This window comes from Fructilactobacillus sp. X2R5C3 (genome assembly GCF_059901325.1).
The window spans coordinates 128,619-149,239 of the sequence record NZ_JBWXUY010000001.1; the positions used below are offsets into that span (position 1 = coordinate 128,619).

The window sequence follows — 20,621 nt, forward strand, 5'->3', positions numbered from 1 at the left end:
ATAGGATTATCAATGATACAATCATGTCCTAAATTAGGATTTGAGAGGATTGCGTAAATTATATGGGAAATAAAAAGGGAGTTTCATTATTTGGATTAATCATGCTGGTCATTAGTTCCGCGATTGGCGCTGGAATTTATAATGCCAGTGAACAGATTGCGGCAGCGGCCACTCCGGGACCCGCGCTCGTTGCGTGGATTATTACTGGAGTCGGAATTTTTGCACTAGCAATGAGTTTGAAGTCTCTAAGTGAGGATAAACCAGAACTGACTGGAATTTCCGATTTTGCCAGAGATGGATTTGGTGACTTTGCTGGATTTCTATCGGGCTGGGGATACTGGCTATCGGCATGGCTTGGTAACATTGCGTTTGCCACCATGATGATGTCAGCGATCGGTTATTTCTTTCCGGTTTTTCGATCAGGCAACTCAATTCAAGCGGTAATCATTGCGTCGGTATTCACGTGGCTACTCACGTGGTTAGTAACGATGGGGATTGAGAACGCGGCTTTCATCAATACCATTATCACCGTAATAAAAATAATTCCCTTGGTTGCTTTCGCAATCTTAGGAATCGTCTTATTCAAAGCTAACGTTTTCACCGCCCACTTCTGGGCTAATTTTAATACTAACTTCACGTATAGTCCGGCGACGGCAATGGGGGTATTTGATCAAGTCAAGGGCTGTATCATCACCACCATGTGGATCTTCATCGGGATTGAAGGAGCCACGATGATGGCAGGACGCGCTAAGAAGCGTTCTGATGCGGCCAAGGCGACCATTATTGGCACCATCTCACTCTTGATCATCAACATCGTGATTGCGATGCTACCATATGGCTACTTACCCCAAGCCAAACTAGCTAAGTTGAGTAACCCGGCCCTGACCTATGTTGTTAAAGATATGATTGGACCAATAGGTGCGGCTTTTGTCAGTATCTCACTTATAATCACCATGGTCGGTGCCCTCCTGTCATGGACCATGCTTCCGGTTGAAGCGACGTCACAACTAGCTGATCAGAAGCTACTACCCCGGTGGTTCGGTTACTTAAACAAGCACAATTCACCTTCACACTCATTGTGGTTAACTCAGATTTTGGTACAAATTGTTTTGATTTCGTTACTATTTACCGATCAGGCGTACAACCTGGCAATCTCGTTGTGTACGGCAGCAATTGTGATTTGTTACGCGCTGGTTGGTGCCGATCAAATTAAGGCTGGGCTGCAGGCTCATTCGGTCAAGAAAATGATGCCGGGAATCCTAGCTCTATTGTTTGAAGTTGTCGGAATCGCAGTGGCGGGACTACAATTCTTGTGGTTATGCTCAATTGCATACGTTCTAGGCTTTGGTTTCTACATCAAAGCGATCAAGAATCAAGGACGCAAAATTACAACCTTTGAATGGATCATGATGGCATTGATAACGATTGCTGCCATTGGGGCGGTCATTGCTCTATTTATGGGAAAGATAGGAGTGTCGTAAATGAAGAGAATCGTGATAGCTCTGGGCGGCAATGCGATTTTAACCGATGATCCAACTGCGAAAGGGCAAAGAGAAGCTTTAAAAAAAACCACGAAAAAAATCGTGAAGTTCGTGCGTAATTCAACTGAGAACCTTCAGTTAGTGATTACTCACGGCAATGGCCCGCAAGTTGGAAACTTGTTGCTCCAAGAACTAAACGGTAGCACGAAGGAAAATCCGCCAATGCCACTTGACGTGGTTGGAGCGATGACTCAAGGTGAGTTAGGACTGTGGATTGGGGATGCCCTCTCAGACAATGATATGACTAGTTCAACCATTGTCACGCGGGTATTAGTCAATCCCAATGATCCAGCGTTTAAGGATCCAACCAAGCCCATCGGTCCGTTTTACGCGGACGTTAATTCCGTTATAATGAAACATCCGGACTGGAAATTTGTCGAAGATTCCGGTCGCGGATTCAGGCGGGTCGTTCCATCGCCTCATCCCATCAGCATTTTAGAGGCGAAGCAAATTAGCACCCTGGTTGACAGTGGGTTCACTGTCATTGCTGGCGGGGGCGGTGGCGTTCCGGTCGTCATGACCGATGACGGGGACGTCGAAGGCGTGGAAGCCGTGATTGATAAAGACTTTACGGCTTCGTTAATCGGACAAATGGTGAACGCCGACCAGTTAATTATCCTGACTGGCATTGACCAGGCGGCCATTAATTTCGGACGGCCTAATCAAAGAGAACTGGGACACGTGTCGCTTGACGAACTGGACATGTATCTAAAACAAGGTCAATTTGGTAAGGGTTCAATGGAACCCAAGATTCAAGCGGCGATGCAGTTTGTGAAAAACACCGGCAAGGAAGCCGTGATTACGTCATTAGACAACGTTGCCGATTTTGAGGAAAATGGTCGAGCAACGGTCATTAAAAAATAACGACTGAAGAAATCACCCGATGACTATGAACTAGTCTCTGGGTGATTTTTAGTTGTTATTAAGTGATTCAACGGGACTATAACCATTTTTCCAATTTGATATTAGCATTTAAGAACGAAATGTCAAAGATTATTCTTATCTAGTTAGAGGTAATCCAATGTCATGATTAGTCTTTAAAACAAAAAGTTCCCTTGTAACTATCAAAAATAGTTGCAAGGGAACTTCATGGTACTTGTGGGTCATAACCATCAAATAGAAAGGAGTAGTGCATCTTGTTTGAAAACTACCGCCTACGCGGTACAAACATAGTATATCATACATGATAAAAATGTCTATCTTTATTTATTTTATGTGATTGAATGGTAGCACAATTAACGCCGGCTTTAACATAAACTTCACATGCATATCGCTATTAACGTTTAGTTGAATTTGTTATGCTTTAGACGTATATAGGAGGTTTCAATTATGAAGATTATGATTATTGGTGGAACTGGAAGAGTCGGTTCTGACCTAGTAAAACAATTTCAAAAAAACACTGACGATTCGGTTACCATTGCGGCTCGTCATCCTGAAGAAGTCAAGTTTGTGGACACCGTTGAGGAACGTCCCAAAATTAACACCATGAAGTTTAGCATCGTCGACATGAGTGTTAACGAAATGGCCGACGCAATGAAGGGCTTTGATGCCATCTACTTCACCGCTGGATCCGGTGGACACAACGTGGTCCTAGTTGACAGTTACGGAGCCATCAAGACCATGCAGGCCGCCGAAAAAGCCGGCGTTAAACGTTACATCATGCTCAGTTCAGCCTTTGCGCTTCAACCAGACCAGTGGGAGGGAAAGAAACACTACGCCAAGTTACAGGACTACCAGGCTGCTAAGTTCATGGCCGACCACTGGCTAATTCACGACACCGACCTGAACTACACCATTTTACAACCGGGTTCCTTGCTTGAGACCCCTGGAACCGGCGAAGTAACCTTTAATGATGACCAACCTGGTTCAAATTCAATCAACGACGTTTCGCAGGTTTTGTTTGACGTTTTAGATAACCAGCATGCCTTTGACAAGGTAATCGTCATGCACAGTGGCGACATGAGTATCGAAACTGCACTTAACAATTTAAAATAGTTAGGGAGAATTAAGATGGCTGTTAAAGATAAAGTAGTTGTAATTACGGGAGCTTCTAGTGGAATTGGTGAGGCGACCGCCAAGTTGTTGGCAAAAAACGACGCCAAGGTCGTGCTGGGTGCTAGAAGAGAGGACCGCTTACGTGCGATTCAGGAAGATATTGAAGCTGACGGTGGCGTGGCTGCCATTCAGAAGACCGACGTTACTAAACTCGACGAGGTCAGAAACCTGGCGTCCGCTGCGGTTGACCAGTTTGGTCGCATCGACGTTTGGATGAACAATGCTGGTGTCATGCCCCAATCACCACTGATTAAGGGCGACGTCAAGGGCTGGAACCTCATGATTGACGTCAATATCAGGGGTGTTTTGTACGGCATTACCGCTTCCCTTGATACGATGCGTGGTCAAGGTGGTGGCCAGTACATCAACACCGCTTCGGTGGCGGCTCACACTTCTGGAATTAACAGTGGGGTGTACAGTGCCACAAAGGCAGCCGTTAAGATGATTAGTGATTCATTACGAGAGGAAGAGGCCAAGGCCAAGTCTGGTATTCGGGTTACCATGATTTCACCCGGTGCGGTAGCTACGGAATTGCCTAATCACATTACCGATCCAGACATCAAGAAGCAGTTTGAGTCATACGATTTGACGCCTCTTAGTCCCAAACGGATTGCGCAATCCATCCTGTACGCCATTGACATGCCAAAGGATGCCTCGGTCAACGAAATCGTGATCCGACCAACCGATCAGGTTTAGGGTTAACGCATATGAAACTAGATGTGTCAAAACACGTTCTACGGGATGGTTCGTTTTTAATCATCGCCATCCTGTCAATCATGCAGTTTGCGCGCTACGTCTACACCCAGGAGTATCTGCGTTCGGCTAAGTACCTGGTGCTGTTTTTGATTACCGTCTTAATGTATGGACTAGTTCCAGATCAAGTCCTGCAGTCGATTGTCAATCTGATTATGATTGGGCTGCTCCTGATTTTTACGTGGTACGACGAACGCATTGATAAACGACGAGAAAAGAAATAAATTAATTAGACTAGTTGTTGGTTTTAACCGATAATTAGTCTTTTTTACGGGAAAATTAACCAATCCGTGAACCATTTCCGCAATGAAGGTTGAAATTGTTAATGTTTAATACTATTATTATAAAAAACAGGTTGTTCGAATTTTGTTATCTGACAATATCCGAACATTGCATATAAAATGGAGGAGAAAGTTCGATGAATTACTATCTAATCATTAACATCATTGGGGTCGCCGTGTTCCTCGGAATTGCCTTTTTGTTTTCTAAGGATCACAAGCACGTCAACTGGCGATCGGTCATTGTCGTTTTAGTCTTAAACCTCGTCATCGCGTTTCTCCTTACTCGCTTTAGTTGGGGTCGAGACGCCGTCAAGGGGGCCGCTGAAGGATTCAACTGGATTGTCCAGGTTGCCTACACTGGGATTGCCTTCGCACTTCCCAACTGGGTGCACGTCAAACAGATGAACTTTGTTACTTCAGCACTGCTTCCAATCCTAATGATTGTTCCGTTGTTTGATATCCTTACATACTTTGGGATCTTGCCATTTATCATTAAATGGATCGGAATTGCGTTATCAAAGGTCACGGGACAACCAAAGTTCGAATCATTTTACGCCGTTGAAATGATGTTCCTTGGAAACACGGAAGCCCTAGCTGTTTCTAGTCTGCAACTCAAGAAATTATCTAGTGAACGACTCTTGACAGTCGCCATGATGTCGATGTCGTGTATCACCGCTGCGATCGTTGGTTCATACACCCAGATGATTCCGGGTCAATACGTTTTAACCGCGATTCCGCTTAACATCTTGAACGCCATCATCGTGACTTCACTACTGAACCCCGTTCACGTTACGCCTGAAGAAGACACAATTGCGACGATGACGGAACCCTCAGAGCAGGTTGCTGAAGAAACGGTTGCTGACAAACCTGAGAAGCCTAAAAAAGAGCCGTTCTTCTCATTTTTGGGTGACTCAATCTTAGGTGCCGGTAAACTGGTATTAATCATCGCTGCTAACGTCATTGCCTTCGTGGCCCTTGCTAACTTAATTAGTAAGTTACTAGGACTCATTAATCCTTGGCTTTCTCTGCAACATTTGCTTGGAATCGTAATGTTCCCATTTGCATGGCTGATGGGGATGGACGTTAACCACGCCTTCCAGTTTGCTCAATATATGGGAACCAAGTTAGTGACCAACGAATTCGTGGTCATGGGTGCCATTGCGCCCCACATCAACAACTTACACATCTTCCCAGCTCACTACCAAGCCCAACTCTGTGTCTTCTTGACTTCCTTTGCCAACTTCAGTACCGTTGGCATGGTTATTGGATGCTTGAAGGGCTTAGTCAGCCGTGAAAAGAACGACGTTATTTCCAGAAACGTTGGATACTTAATCCTATCCGGAATCTTGGTATCATTACTCTCGGCTGGAATCGTTGGATTATTCGTTTGGTAATTATTAAATAAAATTCATGACACTTCTGATTGAATTCAGAGGTGTTTTTTGTTGTCTAGTTATAAATACGTAAGTTTAGCGAAACTTAATTTTAGTATGATACACTGAACGTAAATAATTAGGGGATGAGAATTTGAAACGAATCCATCCAAAGCTAAAGATTCGTTGGCTCGCCATCGTTTTGGTGCTAATCTCGGGGATCGTCGCCGTGACCTTCACCCATTTCGACGCACCGATGTACAAACAGACGGTGGTTCGAGTCGTAAACGTGCACAACTACGGTCGCACTTCACAAACTGATGAATTTAAGAATCATGACTACCAAGAAAATCAGAAACTGACCCTCAAGGTCTTAAACGGAGAATACAAGGGCAAGACGATTACCGCCAACAACCAGTATTCTGGTGCCGGGGCGACCGACATGAAGTATCATGCCGGCCAACAGATCTTTATTCACGTTGCCAACAAGAACTTAAAGCCTTCGTCGATTCTGATCAACGGCTTTAAGCGGGACACCGCGGTCGTCTTCTTAATCTGGCTAACGGTGATGCTGTTGCTGGTGATTTTGAAGTTCAGTGGCTCCATGGCGCTTTTGAGTATCATCATCAACGCCGTCCTGTTCTTTTTGGCGGTCTCAATTGACGTGGGGACGAGCTTCAATCCGTTCATCTTGTTTGCCATCTTGTCCGTCATTTTCACGATTGTCACCGCCATCCTGATTTTTGGCGTGTCAAAAGAAACGGTCGTGACGATTTCGTCCACGATTCTAGGGACAGCGGTCGCGATTCTGATTGCGTTCATTGTCCTGTCAGTAACGCACGAACGGGGCATGAACTTTGAGATGATGGACTACGTGACCCAACAACGACTGCCAATCTACTTCGTCGGTTGTATGATTGGGTCGCTGGGGGCCATCATGGACCTCTCAGCCGACATCACGTCCAGTCTGTTTGCGGTTTATGAAGAAGACCACAGTCTTTCGTTCTTAAAGCTTTTAAAGAACGGGCAAAACATTGGGCGGTCAATCATGGGACCGCTAATTAACGTCTTGTTCCTCATCTTCGTGGCCGGGACTTTTCCGATGATGGTTTTGTTCTTAAGAAACGGCAATAGCTGGGGCTATTCGTTCTCAATGATTATGTCACTTGGGATCATTCAAAGTTTGATTAGCGCGATTGGGATTACGCTGACGGTGCCGATTACCAGCCTGATTGCGAGTGCACTTTGTGAAATGAAGGTGATTAAATGAGTACCATGACCGTCTTATTAATCATTCTCTTTTTCGCAATGCTGCTGGCAGGGGGTTCCAAAGGTTTCGTGGCCTTCATTGGGTTACTATGTAACTTTGGTTTGGTCTTCATGTCCGTCGTTTTGATTGCGTTTGGCATTCCGTACCTCTGGGTCACACTGGTTAACGCCGTCATTATCCTCGTCATTACAATTTACTTCGGTAATGAGCAAGGACGAAACGCCGACGTAGCGTTTGTGACCTCGTTAATCGTGGTGGCAATCGTAATTGCGTTGATCATTCCGGTGGAACACTGGGCGCAGGTGCAAGGCTTTGGACCCGAGAATACCGAAGACTTGGAGGGAATGTCGCTCTTAATTGGCGTGAAATTCCTAAACGTTTCGTGTGCGATGACGATTCTGAGTTGTTTAGGAGCGGTGGCCGAAGCGGCTGTTGCCATGGCCACTGGTTTAGTTGAGATTCAGGACCATAACATCAAGATTTCTGATAAGGATTTCAGTTATATCGGAGTTTCAATTGGAAAAGAAATTGTTGGAACGGCCTTTAACACCCTGTTCTTTAGTTTCTACGGGGAGCTAGTTGGTTTGTTCATCTGGTTTGCGCGTTTGCATTACAGTATCGGCATGGTCATGAACGACAAAATCTTTGCGTCAGAGTTGATCATGACGTTGATTTCGGCAATTGGAGTGGTATTGACAATTCCCGTGACCATCGCGGTGATGTTGTATTTGAAGCATCGCAAGTTGAAGAAAGTGAAACAGGGATAAATATTAAAAACATCTTCTTCAGACTAGTATCTAGTATGGGGAAGATGTTTTTTAATATTATCTTTTAAAACGTGATAAGACATGAATAAAAATGATAATTAATCCGAATAATACCGTTATTAGTAAGGCATTTTTAAAATTGGAACTAATTCCTAATGAAGTTAATACATGTTTTGGCACTGCTGTTTTTATATTTTTAATGCTTTCATAACGCATGATTGATGCTATTTGAAATCCAGGCCATAAGTTTAAAATTTTCTGCATAAAATGCGGTAGATCGCCATAAACAATGTAGGTTCCTGAAAAGAAACCAGCTAATGTCCCAACAATTGCGGATAATGATGAGAAACTTGAATTGCTTTTTAAGAAATCAGTAACAAAAGAAAATAGTAAACTAGAAAAAATAATTAGTAGAATGCTAAATAACATTACAACAAGAAATTGAATATTAAATGAATTATACTTGTATTTGAAAGACAAATATCCAAAACAAATAAGCGAAAAAACAAATGTTGAGACAAGACCTTCAATAACAGAAGTTACAGTATATAATTCGTTAAGTATTTTTAGACTTATCTTACTATTAACAATAAAATCATCTATTCTATTATTTTTTTGATCTTCAAGTTTTTGACCAAATGCGGTTAATGTAGTTGTCATTGATACGATGGAAATTAAGCTTGCCATCATCCATGTGTCTACAAACTGGTCGATATGGTTAATACCCTTTAATGAATCTATTAAATTAGAACGTAAGAAAAAGATATAAATAAATAAACTAATGAACATGCCTAAGAAAGAAAAGAAGATACCTATTTTGTCTTTAAAATAGATCAGAAGGTTTCTTTTAATAAATTTTCTGTACATTCTACAAACCTTCTTCCATATTCTTGAATAAATCAGTATAAGTTGTTTTTACTATTTCAAAATTTTCATTCATTAAATCATGTTCTATTACGAAATTTACAGCTTTAGCAGCAGTGTTAAAATATTCAGTATTTTTATTTTCATGAAAAATAAGTTTGAATTTTGGCATTTTTTTCATGAAAGTATTAATATCACCAAAATATTTCACTTTACCGTGTAACATGAATAGTACTTTACTAGCATTTTCTACTTCTTCAAGTAAATGAGTAGTGAAAATGATACTGCATTGTTGATCACGTAGGTATTGATTCAAATCTTTCCAAATAGTCTGACGTATGTTAACGTCTATTCCTGCTGATAACTCATCTAAAATAAGGAAATTCGGCTTAATAGAAATTGCACGTAAGTAATTTACTAAACGTTTTTGACCACCTGATAATGTTGCATATGGTTGACTAGTATCAATATCAAATTCCTCTAGTCTATTTAAGATGTATTGAAGTTTATGTTTATCATTAATTCTACAGTGTATATTTTGATACACAGAAAGTTCATTATCTAAAATATTATTTTGGAAAACTGTGCCTAAATTAATGTCTTTCATGTAAATGTTCCCACTAGTTGATGATGTTAATCCCATTATTATATTCAATAAGGTAGTTTTACCAGCACCATTCGGGCCAATTAATGCAATCTTGTCCCCTTTATTAACAGAAAAGGAGACATCGGTTAAAATATCTGTTTTTGAGATTTTTTCAACTGTTAATTTCATGAACTCTCCTTATGATGTAGTTTATGGTTATAATTTTAATATTTAGTATGTACCTTTCTTTATTATTTGAAAACTGATTTTTAATTTTTTTATTTTGAAATTTAATTGATTTGAATAACGAACAAGACGTGGGGGTTCCTTTTCTGATTTGTGAACTTTATCCTTTACAACTCGCGATTTCTGTGGTTAAATTAATGCAAAATAAGAAAGGGATGAAACCAATGACAACGATTACTACGAACTATCAAAATACTTACTGTTGCTGTACTTGTTACATGTAGGTCAGCGTTCGTAGTTTTAGATGCGGGTGTTGATCAAACACCTGTATCTAAGTGTAGTAATTTTTGTGCTCAGTTAGATACAACATTTTGTTAGTCTAACTGAGATTGGTGAATTCCAACTCAATCGAATATACTAATCTACTCTATTTACGTGGAGAAAAAGGATCAGTTAGGCTAACTTAATGGATAGTCTAACTGATTTTTTTAATTGTTTCGTTTAATGGGGTTTTGGCAGAAACAGGATTACTTAGTTGAAGGGGAGAAATAGGATGAAGAAAAGATATTGGATTACCGCATTAGTCGCAATTATCGTGATTTTATTTGGATATACGTTTGTGTATCGGCCGTATCAGAAGGCCCATGCACCACAGTCAAACAAGAAGACGATCACTTTAGCAAGTTCGCCTGGTCCATACAGTGACCTATTTATGAAGGGCATCAAACCCATTCTTGAAAAAGACGGTTATAAGGTTAAAAATAAGTCATTCTCCGTCTTACTGAATGCCGACATGGCATTAAACCAGGGTCAAGTGGACTTAAACGTTGAACAACATGGCGCCTACATGAACAACTTTAACAAGGAAAATCATGGTGATTTAGTTTCATTGACCAAGGTGCCAACGATTCCAACTGGGATTTATCCCGCTAAGAAGCACAGCTTAAAGGACGTCAAGAAGGGTGACACAGTTGCCATTCCAAACGATCCATCCAACATGTCACGAGCTTTTCTAGTAATGGAAAAAGCGGGATGGATTAAGTTGAAGAAGGGCGTGGACCCCATCAAGGCCACTAAAAATGACATCATCGACAACAAGTACGACCTGAAATTTGATGAAATGGATTCGGCCAACGAACCACGTTCCAGAAACAGTGTGGACTACGCCATCATTCCTGGTTCTGACACTTACGGGGCTAAGATTCCGGCAAGTTCAATGCTTCTGCGTGAAAATCCACAAAGTCAGTACATGCTACTAGCCGTTGTAAACAAAAAGAATGAGCACACCAAGTGGGCCCAAGACGTCAAGAAGGCTTACAACTCCAAGCAGTTCATGAATTACATGAAGAAACATAATCAGGACCACGAGTGGGAAATTCCTGAGAAATAATTGAACACTGTGTCTAAAAATACGATCAAATCCTCTAAATGTTTGGGGGATTTTTTTGTTTCATGTGAAACTTATTTTCATTTTAAATTAGAAAGTTACTATAAATGTTTGTTTGATATAAGTTATAAATTTAAATTGTGCGTTGATTAACATAGTAATATAATTAATATATAAATTAATTAGGAAGTATTTAAGGATGAAGAAAAGTAAGGGCAGAATGGGATTATGGATAATAATTATTATTTTAGTAGTAATAATTTTAATGGGAGCCGCCTATATTATTGGTACTATGAGCAGTCGTAGTGTAAAACCTAAGGAAGTTAGAAAAGAAGTTGTAGTAAAAAGAGACAAAAAGAAATCTAAAAACGATAGTTCAGAAAGTATGCAAGAATCATCAAAACCTGATAAAAGTACTTCTAATAATAAGACATCTGAGGATACTTCTAAAAACAAAAATTCATCTGATTCCAGTACTAAAGAAACTAATAATAGTTCTCCCATAACATTATCTGAGGCAGAACAATTAATTAGTAAAGTAGGTGGAGAGTGGCCAAGTGATGTAGTCGTGACAAGTAGTAATGGGAACACTACAACAGTTTCAGGCTATGTGGGCGCTAAAGGTGAAGACCATCTAACTTTTACAACCAATGGAAATAATGTCAATATTCATGAAGAGTTCGGCACTTTGGATGGCGGAAGTTATAAACCACTCGATTATATGCCACCTAAAGATTATTCTACTACTAGATAATAAGTAATTTTTTGGAGGAGATTTTTATTAAACGTAAATTAATTCGTAAGGTATTATTGATATCATTATTATCATTTGGGATGATTTTTATTTCAGGATGTGGAAATAGTACCAGCGTATCTGGTGCTAATTCAACTGATGATTATGCAAAAATTGCAAAGGAAGTTTCTAAAGATCAATTTGTTGATAGAACTTCATCAGGACAGGATAAGGATGAGATTCTTACGTTTGAAGATGATGACTATAATCTTGACAAAAATGAAATGGAACTAGGCGATGTATTTGATTATGGAGAAGAAATGCCGGTTCATTACAAAAGGTTTGGAAATAAGTTAAAAGTATATAAAGATGATTATCCAGAAGGTGTAACTAAATGGTATTTACAGTTACTCAATACCCCGAACAAGGTTAAAATTGTAGAAACAAAAGATGGTGAGACAAAAACTCTTACCGGATACTCCGTTAATCATGAAGGCGATGTAGAAAGCAAAAAAGAAGATGATAATAATAATTATTAAATGCATAACTATGTTTTGCTAATATAATTAAGTCTACACACAAAAACAGGTCAACCTCACAGTTGACCTGTTTTTTACTAAGTATTACCAATCCTACTTGTTATCTTTGTTTAAAGCAATGTTCTTAAGGGCTTCAAAAGCATCGATGTCGATTTCTTCAGTAGTATTGTTGTTGAAAGTAACTTGGTATGAAATGATGTTACCTTCTGATTCGCGGGGATGGATTGAGTTCACGTTGTTCACGTTAATCAAACGACCGTCGCCAGTTTCAACTAATCCAGAAAAGTTCATGTTTTTCACCTCCTCACTAGTATTATTACATATGACGCGTCAAAAGATAACTAATAACACGCTCAAATTGCCGTTAAATTGGGAATTTATTGCCTTTTGTTAATTTCATGATTTACATTAAAAAGACTTAATAAATTAAGCAAGCGTTTTTATTGCAACCGTTTTCATATGGGAGTATATTAGGGTCAACAAAAGAATTAAGTACTTTTGGGAGGAAGAAATTATGACAGATGTAAAGAAAATTCCTGCAGCAGTAGCAATGCTTAAAGTTATTGAATCATATGGCGTTAAGGACGTTTATGGATACCCTGGTGGTTCCATTAACTCAACGCTTGCTGCGCTCGATCAAGAAAAAGATAACATTAATTACGTACAAATTCGACACGAACAGGTTGGTGCATTAACGGCCGCTGCTCACGCTAAACTAACTGGTAAAATCGGAGTTGCCTTTGGGTCCGCTGGTCCTGGTGCGGTCAACTTACTAAACGGTCTGTATGACGCTAAAGAAGACCACGCTCCAGTTCTTGCCATCGTTGGCCAAGTTGGTCATGACAACATGAACTATAATTACTTCCAAGAATTTCCAGAGACCCCAATGTTCTCTGACGTTTCGGTTTACGACCGTATCGTAATGACTCCTGAAAGCTTGCCACACGTTGTTGATCGTGCGATTCACGAAGCATACGCAAAGAAGGGTGTTGCCGTAGTTGTCATTCCAAATGACTTTGGTTTTGAAGAAATCCCCGATGTTCCGTACAGTTCTGCATCAAAGACTTATGACAAGCCAGCTCCAGAACCAGTCGCAACCGATGACGAAGTAAGTCAAGCCCTTAAGATGATTAAGAATGCTAAGCGTCCAGTGCTTCACGTTGGTCGTGGAATCAAGGGGAACGGCGACAAGTTAATCGAACTTTCAAAGAAACTCCAGATTCCAGTTATTATGGACGGCTTAGCCTTAGGTTACGTTGACGCTAACTACGAAGCTAACCTAGGAACCGCCAACCGTGCCGCATCAAAGGCCGCTGACGAAATCTTGAGTACCGCCGACTTAGTAATCGCTATCGGTGGTGACTTCCCATTCGCTAAATCAGTTTACGCAAGTCACAAATTCGCTTACATCCAAGTTGACGATTCACAAATTCAACTTGGTCGTCACCACGAAGTTGACCTCCCAATCTGGTCTGATGCGGGCTCATTTGTTGACAAAGCATTGGCTCAAAGTGAAAAAGTTGCTCCAAGTCCATTCTACAAGGCCGCCGTTGCTGACCAAGCTAACTGGATGGAGTACATTCACAAGATGTTAAACATTGGTAGTGACGAAACCGACCAGAGTAATGGTAGCTTCATGGAAGAATTCAAGGACTTTGGTAAACACTTGAAGGACACCATGACTAACGCTAACTCAACCATGCCAGTTGCCCCAATCTACAAACAAATTAATCGAGTAGCCGACAAAGATGCCGTCTTCTCAATCGACGTTGGTGACAACATCATCAACAGTTTCAGATACTTGGACATTCAACCAACTAACAAGTGGGTCATCTCCGCATTGTTCGCAACGATGGGTTCCGGACTTCCTGGTGCCATTGCTGCTAAGAAAGCTTACCCAGATCGTCAAGTCTTTAACATTGCTGGTGACGGTGCCCTTTCAATGGTTATCCAAGACTTAGTAACTTTGACGAAGTATCAACTTCCAGTTATTAACGTGGTTACTTCAAACGAAGACTTAGGCTTCATCGAAGGTGAACAAGAAGACTTACCAATGCAATTCTTCGGACTTCAACTTCAAGGTCAAAGTTTTGAATTAATCGCTAAGGGAATGGGAATTGACGCTACAACTGTTCACAACGTTTCTGAACTTCCTGCTGCATTTGACAAAGCCGTTAAGGTTACCAAAGCTGGTCACCCATTCTTGATTGACGCAAAGATTAACCAAGACCGTGGACTTCCAGTTGAAGATTTGATCGTTAAGATTGAAAATGGTCAAATCGTTGAAACCATCAGTCCAAATTACAAGAAGGACAAGAATGACAATAAGACTTACACATTACCAGAATTCTTCGCAGAATATGGTGGCGAAAGCTTGTTACCACTTAAAGACTTCTTTGATAAATACGATGTTCAACTTTAATAAGTAAGAAAAAGAGCTCTCATTGAGAGCTCTTTTTTGTGGGCAAATAGAGGATGTAAATACTTGAGCAAATTCCTCAGCTCACGGCGATTTAATGGTATGATGAAAGTAATCACAAGAGGATATCGGAGATGAAATATAATGAGTTTTAAAGGATTTGTTAATTGGTTTTTAGTTGTTTTTTGGATCGTGACTTTCGTGGTGTTAGCCATGGGTTTCAGTATGGTCTCAATGTATATGATGGTGATTGGGATGCTGATTCACAGTTTAAATTGTGTCCTGGGAGATAAAATTTAAAGGAGGAATTAGATGTTTAAACCAATTTTATTGATTATCGCAGTGATTGCCTTAATCATTGCCTGTTATTTGTATTGGACGAATCGCGGTCGAGCTAACGATAAAAGTTATATCAAGAGCTGGACGTACTGCTTCTTTGTTGTATGTATGCTGGTTGCTGTTGTAACTTTTGCTGTCGCCACCAGAAACATTTTGTCGGTTGCTGGTTTCGTGATTGCCTTTGTCCTGTTTGTTTACTACTTGGTTCGTTACTTTATGGCTGCTTTAGGTAAGGGATACAGCTGGGATCAGACCGTTTTTCTGAAATACTTTAGAAGAGCCGTGTATGCACTACTTGCGACCCTGATCTTCTTCATTGCGTTCTACTGTTCATCAAACAACCAGTTGGATATGTTGCATCATCGAGAAATCACTTCACATCTCCAGATGAAGCATAAGAAGACGCATAGAGAAAAGATGAGAATGGAGAAAAAGGATAAGAAAGCGGAAATGAAATAGTTGTTGAGGAGCCCTGTGGTGGGGCTTTTTGTTAAAGGAGTGATATAGCGATGTCAAAACATCCGGATAATGATAAAAGAAGCCCTAAATTTTGGAATTTTAATAAGGTGATTGCTTTATATCCTATTTCTTTATTTATTACTATTTTTTTAGTGCTTTTAGGCTTTTTTTGGATACAACATGAGGGATTTAATACAAGCGCAAAGTTAAGTTGTTCCTATTACAATAGTGTTTTGAGTTTTTTTATAATGATAAGTACAGTTTTCTTTTTTGGAACGTTAATTACCTTTTTTATATATGATTACAACAATAAATGGGAAATAAAATTTAATAATTTTTTTAAATGCATACGATTTTGGGAAATATGGTTACCGTTCTTAATCATTTTATTTATAACATTAGTTTTTCTTGAAATTGGAAAATTATCATTTGATGAGTCACTTAAAAGTGGTTTTCCAGGATTTTCAACAATTATACTTTTCCCTTTATTATTATGTTTTGTGCTTTATGCATTTATAAATTTAATAATAAAAGTATGGAAATGGATAGAAAATGGAACATCTTCAGAAACTACATCTGATCGAATTAAAGTGGTTTGGACAATTCTCGCAACAATAGTAGCTGGATTATGGACATTCATTTGGGCTTTTAAGTAAATGTGGTAAATATTAGTTTATAAATAAAAAGGGGCTAAATTAAATTTTAGTCCTTTTTCATATCTCACTATCGCAGAGACTACTCGCAATGATAAATCAGGTCTCACTAATGTAGAGATACTCATTACTTATAGTAGCATAATCTTTCTTTAAAATAGTTCTTTTTCTACATTATTCCCTATGGTAAGATTATTATCGTGAAAAATTTCATTTTTACGTACTTTACTGTGCGTACGATAATATTCTACTTGGAGGTTAACGTTCATGAACGTTATGCAAGCAATTGAGAAGACCGTCACTAATGCGGGAATCATTAGTTCGATCACCTCAACGATTTTCATTATTTTACTGGGTTTCTTTTTACGTAAGAAGAACATTTTTACCGATAAATTCGGAAAGATGTTGTCAAAGGTCGTATTAACCGTCGCCATTCCAGCTTTGGCACTGAATTCATTCATGCAACCAATCAACGATGATACCTTGAAAGAGGGGATGAACGTCCTATTGTGGGGCTTCATCATCTACATCATCTTGATTTTCGTTGCGCCACTGCTTTATCCCAAGCAAGACAAGGATAAAAAAGAAGTGATGGGAATTTTAACCACGTTTGGTTCCACGACTTTCTTTGGAATTCCAATTGTTGGTGCGGTCTTTGGACCGAAGGGAATTATGTACAGTTCCATTTTCAACATTGGTTACCGGGTTTTTCTTTATTCATACGCCTATATTAGAATGTCAGGTTTGAAGATGGAAATGAAGAACATCAAGAAAATGTTCTTAAATCCAGTTGTGATTGCCACTTTCTTAGGATTTTTCCTGTGGTTGGGACAAAATTATGTTCCACATGTAACAGTTCAAACGATGTTAAATGGAATTCCTGGCAAAGGTACGAGTAGTGTGGCCTTCTACCGAATTGACCAAACCGCCTTGTGGCTCTGGAAACCGTTGAACTACTTGGCTCAACTGTCATCCCCACTTGCTTGGCTATCAATCGGTGTCACTCTAGGTTCAATTTCGTTCAAGCAAGCCGCTTCTAACAAGCTTTCTTGGTATTACAGTTGGAACAAGGTCATCATCGTGCCATTATTTAACCTGATTGCGTTGACTGCTCTCTCAATGCTGGGCATCATGCCAATGAGCTACGTGGCCATTGCAACGATTGTCATTATGATGGCAACGCCAACTGCCACGGTTGCTTCAGCATACGCAATTAGCTTCAATCGGGATCCAGTCTTGGCTTCGAACGCATCGTTCTTGTCGACCATTCTGTCAGTGATCATGATGCCGATTTGGATTGCGCTACTGGAAGTCATCAATAACTCGGGGATTATCAAATAATGGGTGATAAAATGTTCAAAATTACTGCGTACGGGGTGCGTCCCGTTGAAATCAGTTACTTCAAAGATTTGAATAAATACAATTATGAATTGAACCTGGTTTCGGAAATGTTAAATCGCGACAATGCCATCGATTCCAAGGGGTCAGACGGAGTGTTAGTTCGTGGAAACTGTCTGGCTGACAGGGAAAATTTACAGAAATTTGCCGACTGGGGTATTAAGTATGTCTTCACGCGTACGGTTGGTTACGACCACATTGACTTGAAGGCTGCCAAAGAACTTGGCATCAAGGTTGCTCGCGTTCCCGGATATTCGCCATATGCTGTGGCTGAACTGGCGATGACCCTCGGAATGAGTCTGTTTCGTAAAGTTGCTTCCGAAATCAACGCCACTCACGACGGCAATTTTATCGTCAACGATTCGTACTTTAGTCGGGAGATTCATTCTAGTACCGTTGGAATTATTGGTGCGGGTCGCATTGGTCGAGCTGAGGCTAGTTTGTACAGTGGAATGGGAGCAACCGTGCTCGCTAACGACGGGCACAAAGTTGACGCTCCTGAAATCGATGAATACGTCCCCATTGATAAATTATTGAAGCGGTCTGACATTGTTTCACTGCACGTTCCCTACATTAAAGGTGAAACTGATAACTTAATCAGTACCGCCCAAATCAATTTAATGAAAGACGATGCCATTTTGGTTAATACGGCTCGTGGTCAAGTGGTTGACTTAAAAGCCGTCGATAATGCTCTTGCGTCCGGCACATTAGGTGGATATGGTTCTGACGTGTTAATTGATGAAGCTAACATTTTTGGTCACGAATTCAAAGGGATCGACAATATTAAGAACCAGGAAGTCGTTAACCTAATGAAAAAGTATCCAAACGCAATTGTGACGCCGCACGTTGGTTCGTTTACGGAACCGGCTTTGACGGACATGATTACCGTTAGTTACGACAATTTTCATGAAATGTTGACGACGGGTAAGTCGAAGAACGAGATTTAAGATTAAAAGTGAATATTAATTTTAGTCAGTATTTAACAATTATTGAGAGTGTCTTTTTTTAAGACATTCTTTTTAGTTTTACTTTTTATTCTATATGGTATAATCATCACTATAAAAAATTTCATTTTTTACGTATGAAGAGAGATGATACTACATGAAAGTGGTTAATTGTAATAATTTCAAAGTGAACTTTGAAACGTACATGGATCAAGCTATGAAGGACAATGAAGAGGTTACCATTCATTGTGAGAATGGTGATTCGGCAGTGCTTGTTTCAAAAAAGAAATATGATAACATGATCGAGAATCTGTTTGTCTTAGGAAATGGTGAGAATTTGAAGTTCTTGGAACATTCAAAGAAGCAATTGGAAAATGGAAAAACGAATTATTTGAAATAATAGTTAATTTAACATAATTATGCTGTATAATAACAAATGAAGATTATGCAATCTACTCATCGATTTAATAGGGTTATGGGACTGAGTTTATCAGCTAAAAGTTGATGAACTCTTTTTTAGTTGTTATATAGTATGATTGAATTACTATTTAACTAAGTTATAATATATTTATAACAAGTAATACATGATCACCGGTTTTCGGTAGAATTGATGATCGAGAGCTCATCGGTCTGTCGCTGATGAGCTCTTTTTATACTTAAGATTAAAAAACGCAGCCTCCATTTAGGAAGCTGCACTTTTTAATTATCGTGTCTGTTTAAACGGTCAAATAATATATCAATTAATCGAATGATTAAATGTGATAAAGTATTAATCGTAATAGATACGATAATAAATTGTAAATAACACACATATTGTCACCAACGAGCGCATTTAGATTTTTGGTAGTGCATTTGCTCACTTTAATTATTATACAGTATAATTGCTTTATTATTAAGTTGAGTTATAATAATAAATGTAAATAACACATGGTCACCGATTTTTGGTAGGATTGATGATCGAGAGCTTATTGGCTTGTCGCTGATGAGCTCTTTTTTTATCCATAAAACTACATAAAAAGGCTGAAACCTAAATCGGTTTCAGCCTTTTTGGTACTATAGGTCTCGCTAATGTGGAGACATTGACAAGATGGTGCCATTCCCACTAACGCAGGGAGCCTCGTTACTTCTATGATACCATTTCAATTTAATTAAATAAATGCCGTAATGGCGGAAGCAAAGACAATGAGAACTAACCCAAGGTAGGTCAGAGTCATTTCCTTTGGTGTCTTCTTCTGGTGCAGGAAGTAAATCCCTGTCAAAGTGGAAACCAAGACGGCTAATTGACCCAGAACGTTGGCAGTGGCCAATCCGTTCATGTCGGGTTGAGCTGAGATTAAGTACATTAACATACCAAAGCCTTGCGATAATCCAGCGAGAATGTTCTTGTATGAAACGGATTGAATGAAGACATTTTCGTCTTTTAGGTTCCACAAATCGTAAATCACGGCACAGAGTACCATTCCGATGGCTTGGGGAAGAAACGCATGGTTTCCGTCCATGGCTTGCATGTTTGGCAATAAAGCTTTCATTGATGGCATGATGACCACCTGTGGAGCGGCTGAGTAAACTAAGTATCCAAGGGCACCAATCAGCTGAAAGATCGTAGCCTTCTTTAAAGCACCCTTATTGGTGGATTCTGGGTTTTGGACCCAAGCGGTGAGAGTCGCACCAAGGATTACGATAACTAGGGCAGTAAATCCTAAGACTTTTCCGATAATGCCAGTCCAGTCGCCTAGAACAAAAACTCCCCAAAGCGACGTCAGGATCAGCTGAAAGGCCGTGGTAATCGGCATTACTCGTGATGATCCAACTAACTTAAAACCCTTGAACTGCATGATCTGACCAAAGCCCCAGCCAAGTCCAGAAATAATTCCAAAAGTGGTACTGATCCAACCAGGAAGGGCTAATCCTTCAATGAAAAACAGGACGACCGCAAAGACTAAGGTTCCAAGGGTGGCACCTAAGATTTGGTTGGCGGGTTTTCCACCAACCTTCGAAGCAATCGTTGGGAAAAGTCCCCAACCGACCATTGGTCCCAAACCAATTAATATCGCTAGCCAATTCATAATAATAA

General features: G+C 39.9%; 22 protein-coding genes. 18 read left to right on the forward strand and 4 right to left on the reverse strand.

What is annotated here, in order from left to right; all coding sequences use genetic code 11:
• Positions 1-62 precede the first annotated feature (62 nt).
• The 8 genes from AC6UDE_RS00625 (at position 63) to AC6UDE_RS00660 (ending at position 8,040) form a co-directional block, all read left to right on the forward strand.
• Positions 63-1,481: a basic amino acid/polyamine antiporter gene (locus AC6UDE_RS00625; RefSeq protein ID WP_500696273.1), complete on the forward strand. Its 1,419-nt coding sequence runs from the start codon at positions 63-65 to the stop codon at positions 1,479-1,481.
• Entirely contained in the window at positions 1,482-2,405 is a 924-nt protein-coding gene (arcC, locus tag AC6UDE_RS00630; RefSeq protein WP_500696274.1) for a carbamate kinase, read from the forward strand.
• A 465-nt stretch (positions 2,406-2,870) separates the two neighbouring features.
• On the forward strand, positions 2,871-3,536 hold the full coding sequence (locus AC6UDE_RS00635; RefSeq protein WP_500696275.1) for an SDR family oxidoreductase: 666 nt from the start codon (positions 2,871-2,873) through the stop codon (positions 3,534-3,536).
• A 15-nt stretch (positions 3,537-3,551) separates the two neighbouring features.
• Positions 3,552-4,292 (forward strand): SDR family oxidoreductase, encoded by a 741-nt coding sequence (locus AC6UDE_RS00640; protein ID WP_500696276.1) that lies wholly within the window; start codon positions 3,552-3,554, stop codon positions 4,290-4,292.
• A gap of 11 nt (positions 4,293-4,303) precedes the next feature.
• Complete coding sequence (locus AC6UDE_RS00645; RefSeq protein ID WP_500695971.1) at positions 4,304-4,573, forward strand: hypothetical protein; 270 nt, start codon at positions 4,304-4,306, stop codon at positions 4,571-4,573.
• Positions 4,574-4,767: 194 nt separating this feature from the next.
• Positions 4,768-6,024: a NupC/NupG family nucleoside CNT transporter gene (locus tag AC6UDE_RS00650; protein ID WP_500695972.1), complete on the forward strand. Its 1,257-nt coding sequence runs from the start codon at positions 4,768-4,770 to the stop codon at positions 6,022-6,024.
• A gap of 133 nt (positions 6,025-6,157) precedes the next feature.
• Positions 6,158-7,273 (forward strand): YibE/F family protein, encoded by a 1,116-nt coding sequence (locus tag AC6UDE_RS00655; RefSeq protein ID WP_500696277.1) that lies wholly within the window; start codon positions 6,158-6,160, stop codon positions 7,271-7,273.
• Positions 7,270-8,040, forward strand: coding sequence for a YibE/F family protein (locus AC6UDE_RS00660; protein ID WP_500696278.1), 771 nt, complete (start codon positions 7,270-7,272; stop codon positions 8,038-8,040). Before AC6UDE_RS00655 ends, AC6UDE_RS00660 begins: the two co-directional genes overlap by 4 nt.
• A gap of 57 nt (positions 8,041-8,097) precedes the next feature.
• On the opposite strand, the gene AC6UDE_RS00665 is transcribed toward AC6UDE_RS00660, so the two are convergent.
• On the reverse strand, positions 8,098-8,907 hold the full coding sequence (locus AC6UDE_RS00665; RefSeq protein ID WP_500696279.1) for an ABC transporter permease: 810 nt from the start codon (positions 8,905-8,907) through the stop codon (positions 8,098-8,100).
• A gap of 1 nt (position 8,908) precedes the next feature.
• A complete protein-coding gene (locus tag AC6UDE_RS00670) occupies positions 8,909-9,679 on the reverse strand; it encodes an ATP-binding cassette domain-containing protein (RefSeq protein WP_500696280.1) in 771 nt (256 codons plus the stop codon).
• 550 nt (positions 9,680-10,229) lie between these two features.
• On the opposite strand from AC6UDE_RS00670, the gene AC6UDE_RS00675 reads away from it, so the two are divergent.
• The 3 genes from AC6UDE_RS00675 (at position 10,230) to AC6UDE_RS00685 (ending at position 12,335) form a co-directional block, all read left to right on the forward strand.
• A complete protein-coding gene (locus AC6UDE_RS00675; protein ID WP_500696281.1) occupies positions 10,230-11,066 on the forward strand; it encodes a MetQ/NlpA family ABC transporter substrate-binding protein in 837 nt (278 codons plus the stop codon).
• 196 nt (positions 11,067-11,262) lie between these two features.
• The gene (locus AC6UDE_RS00680; RefSeq protein WP_500696282.1) at positions 11,263-11,817 is read left to right on the forward strand and encodes a hypothetical protein; all 555 of its coding nucleotides are present in this window, start codon (positions 11,263-11,265) and stop codon (positions 11,815-11,817) included.
• Between the two features lie 11 nt (positions 11,818-11,828).
• Entirely contained in the window at positions 11,829-12,335 is a 507-nt protein-coding gene (locus AC6UDE_RS00685) for a hypothetical protein (protein ID WP_500696283.1), read from the forward strand.
• A 93-nt stretch (positions 12,336-12,428) separates the two neighbouring features.
• Here AC6UDE_RS00685 and AC6UDE_RS00690 read toward each other — a convergent pair whose 3' ends face one another.
• Positions 12,429-12,626 (reverse strand): hypothetical protein, encoded by a 198-nt coding sequence (locus AC6UDE_RS00690; RefSeq protein ID WP_500694170.1) that lies wholly within the window; start codon positions 12,624-12,626, stop codon positions 12,429-12,431.
• A 223-nt stretch (positions 12,627-12,849) separates the two neighbouring features.
• Between AC6UDE_RS00690 and AC6UDE_RS00695 the strand changes: the two genes are divergently transcribed.
• The 7 genes from AC6UDE_RS00695 (at position 12,850) to AC6UDE_RS00725 (ending at position 18,947) form a co-directional block, all read left to right on the forward strand.
• A complete protein-coding gene (locus tag AC6UDE_RS00695) occupies positions 12,850-14,757 on the forward strand; it encodes a thiamine pyrophosphate-dependent enzyme (RefSeq protein ID WP_500696284.1) in 1,908 nt (635 codons plus the stop codon).
• 141 nt (positions 14,758-14,898) lie between these two features.
• Entirely contained in the window at positions 14,899-15,054 is a 156-nt protein-coding gene (locus tag AC6UDE_RS00700; protein ID WP_500694168.1) for a hypothetical protein, read from the forward strand.
• 12 nt (positions 15,055-15,066) lie between these two features.
• Entirely contained in the window at positions 15,067-15,552 is a 486-nt protein-coding gene (locus tag AC6UDE_RS00705; protein ID WP_500696285.1) for a hypothetical protein, read from the forward strand.
• 50 nt (positions 15,553-15,602) lie between these two features.
• On the forward strand, positions 15,603-16,208 hold the full coding sequence (locus tag AC6UDE_RS00710; protein WP_500696286.1) for a hypothetical protein: 606 nt from the start codon (positions 15,603-15,605) through the stop codon (positions 16,206-16,208).
• Between the two features lie 264 nt (positions 16,209-16,472).
• On the forward strand, positions 16,473-17,546 hold the full coding sequence (locus AC6UDE_RS00715; protein WP_500696287.1) for an AEC family transporter: 1,074 nt from the start codon (positions 16,473-16,475) through the stop codon (positions 17,544-17,546).
• Complete coding sequence (locus AC6UDE_RS00720) at positions 17,546-18,550, forward strand: NAD(P)-dependent oxidoreductase (protein WP_500696288.1); 1,005 nt, start codon at positions 17,546-17,548, stop codon at positions 18,548-18,550. The genes AC6UDE_RS00715 and AC6UDE_RS00720 overlap by 1 nt, the downstream gene beginning before the upstream one ends.
• A gap of 154 nt (positions 18,551-18,704) precedes the next feature.
• Entirely contained in the window at positions 18,705-18,947 is a 243-nt protein-coding gene (locus AC6UDE_RS00725; RefSeq protein WP_500696289.1) for a type II toxin-antitoxin system Phd/YefM family antitoxin, read from the forward strand.
• Between the two features lie 748 nt (positions 18,948-19,695).
• Here AC6UDE_RS00725 and rbsU read toward each other — a convergent pair.
• On the reverse strand, positions 19,696-20,613 hold the full coding sequence (gene rbsU, locus AC6UDE_RS00730; protein ID WP_500695984.1) for a ribose/proton symporter RbsU: 918 nt from the start codon (positions 20,611-20,613) through the stop codon (positions 19,696-19,698).
• Positions 20,614-20,621 lie beyond the last annotated feature (8 nt).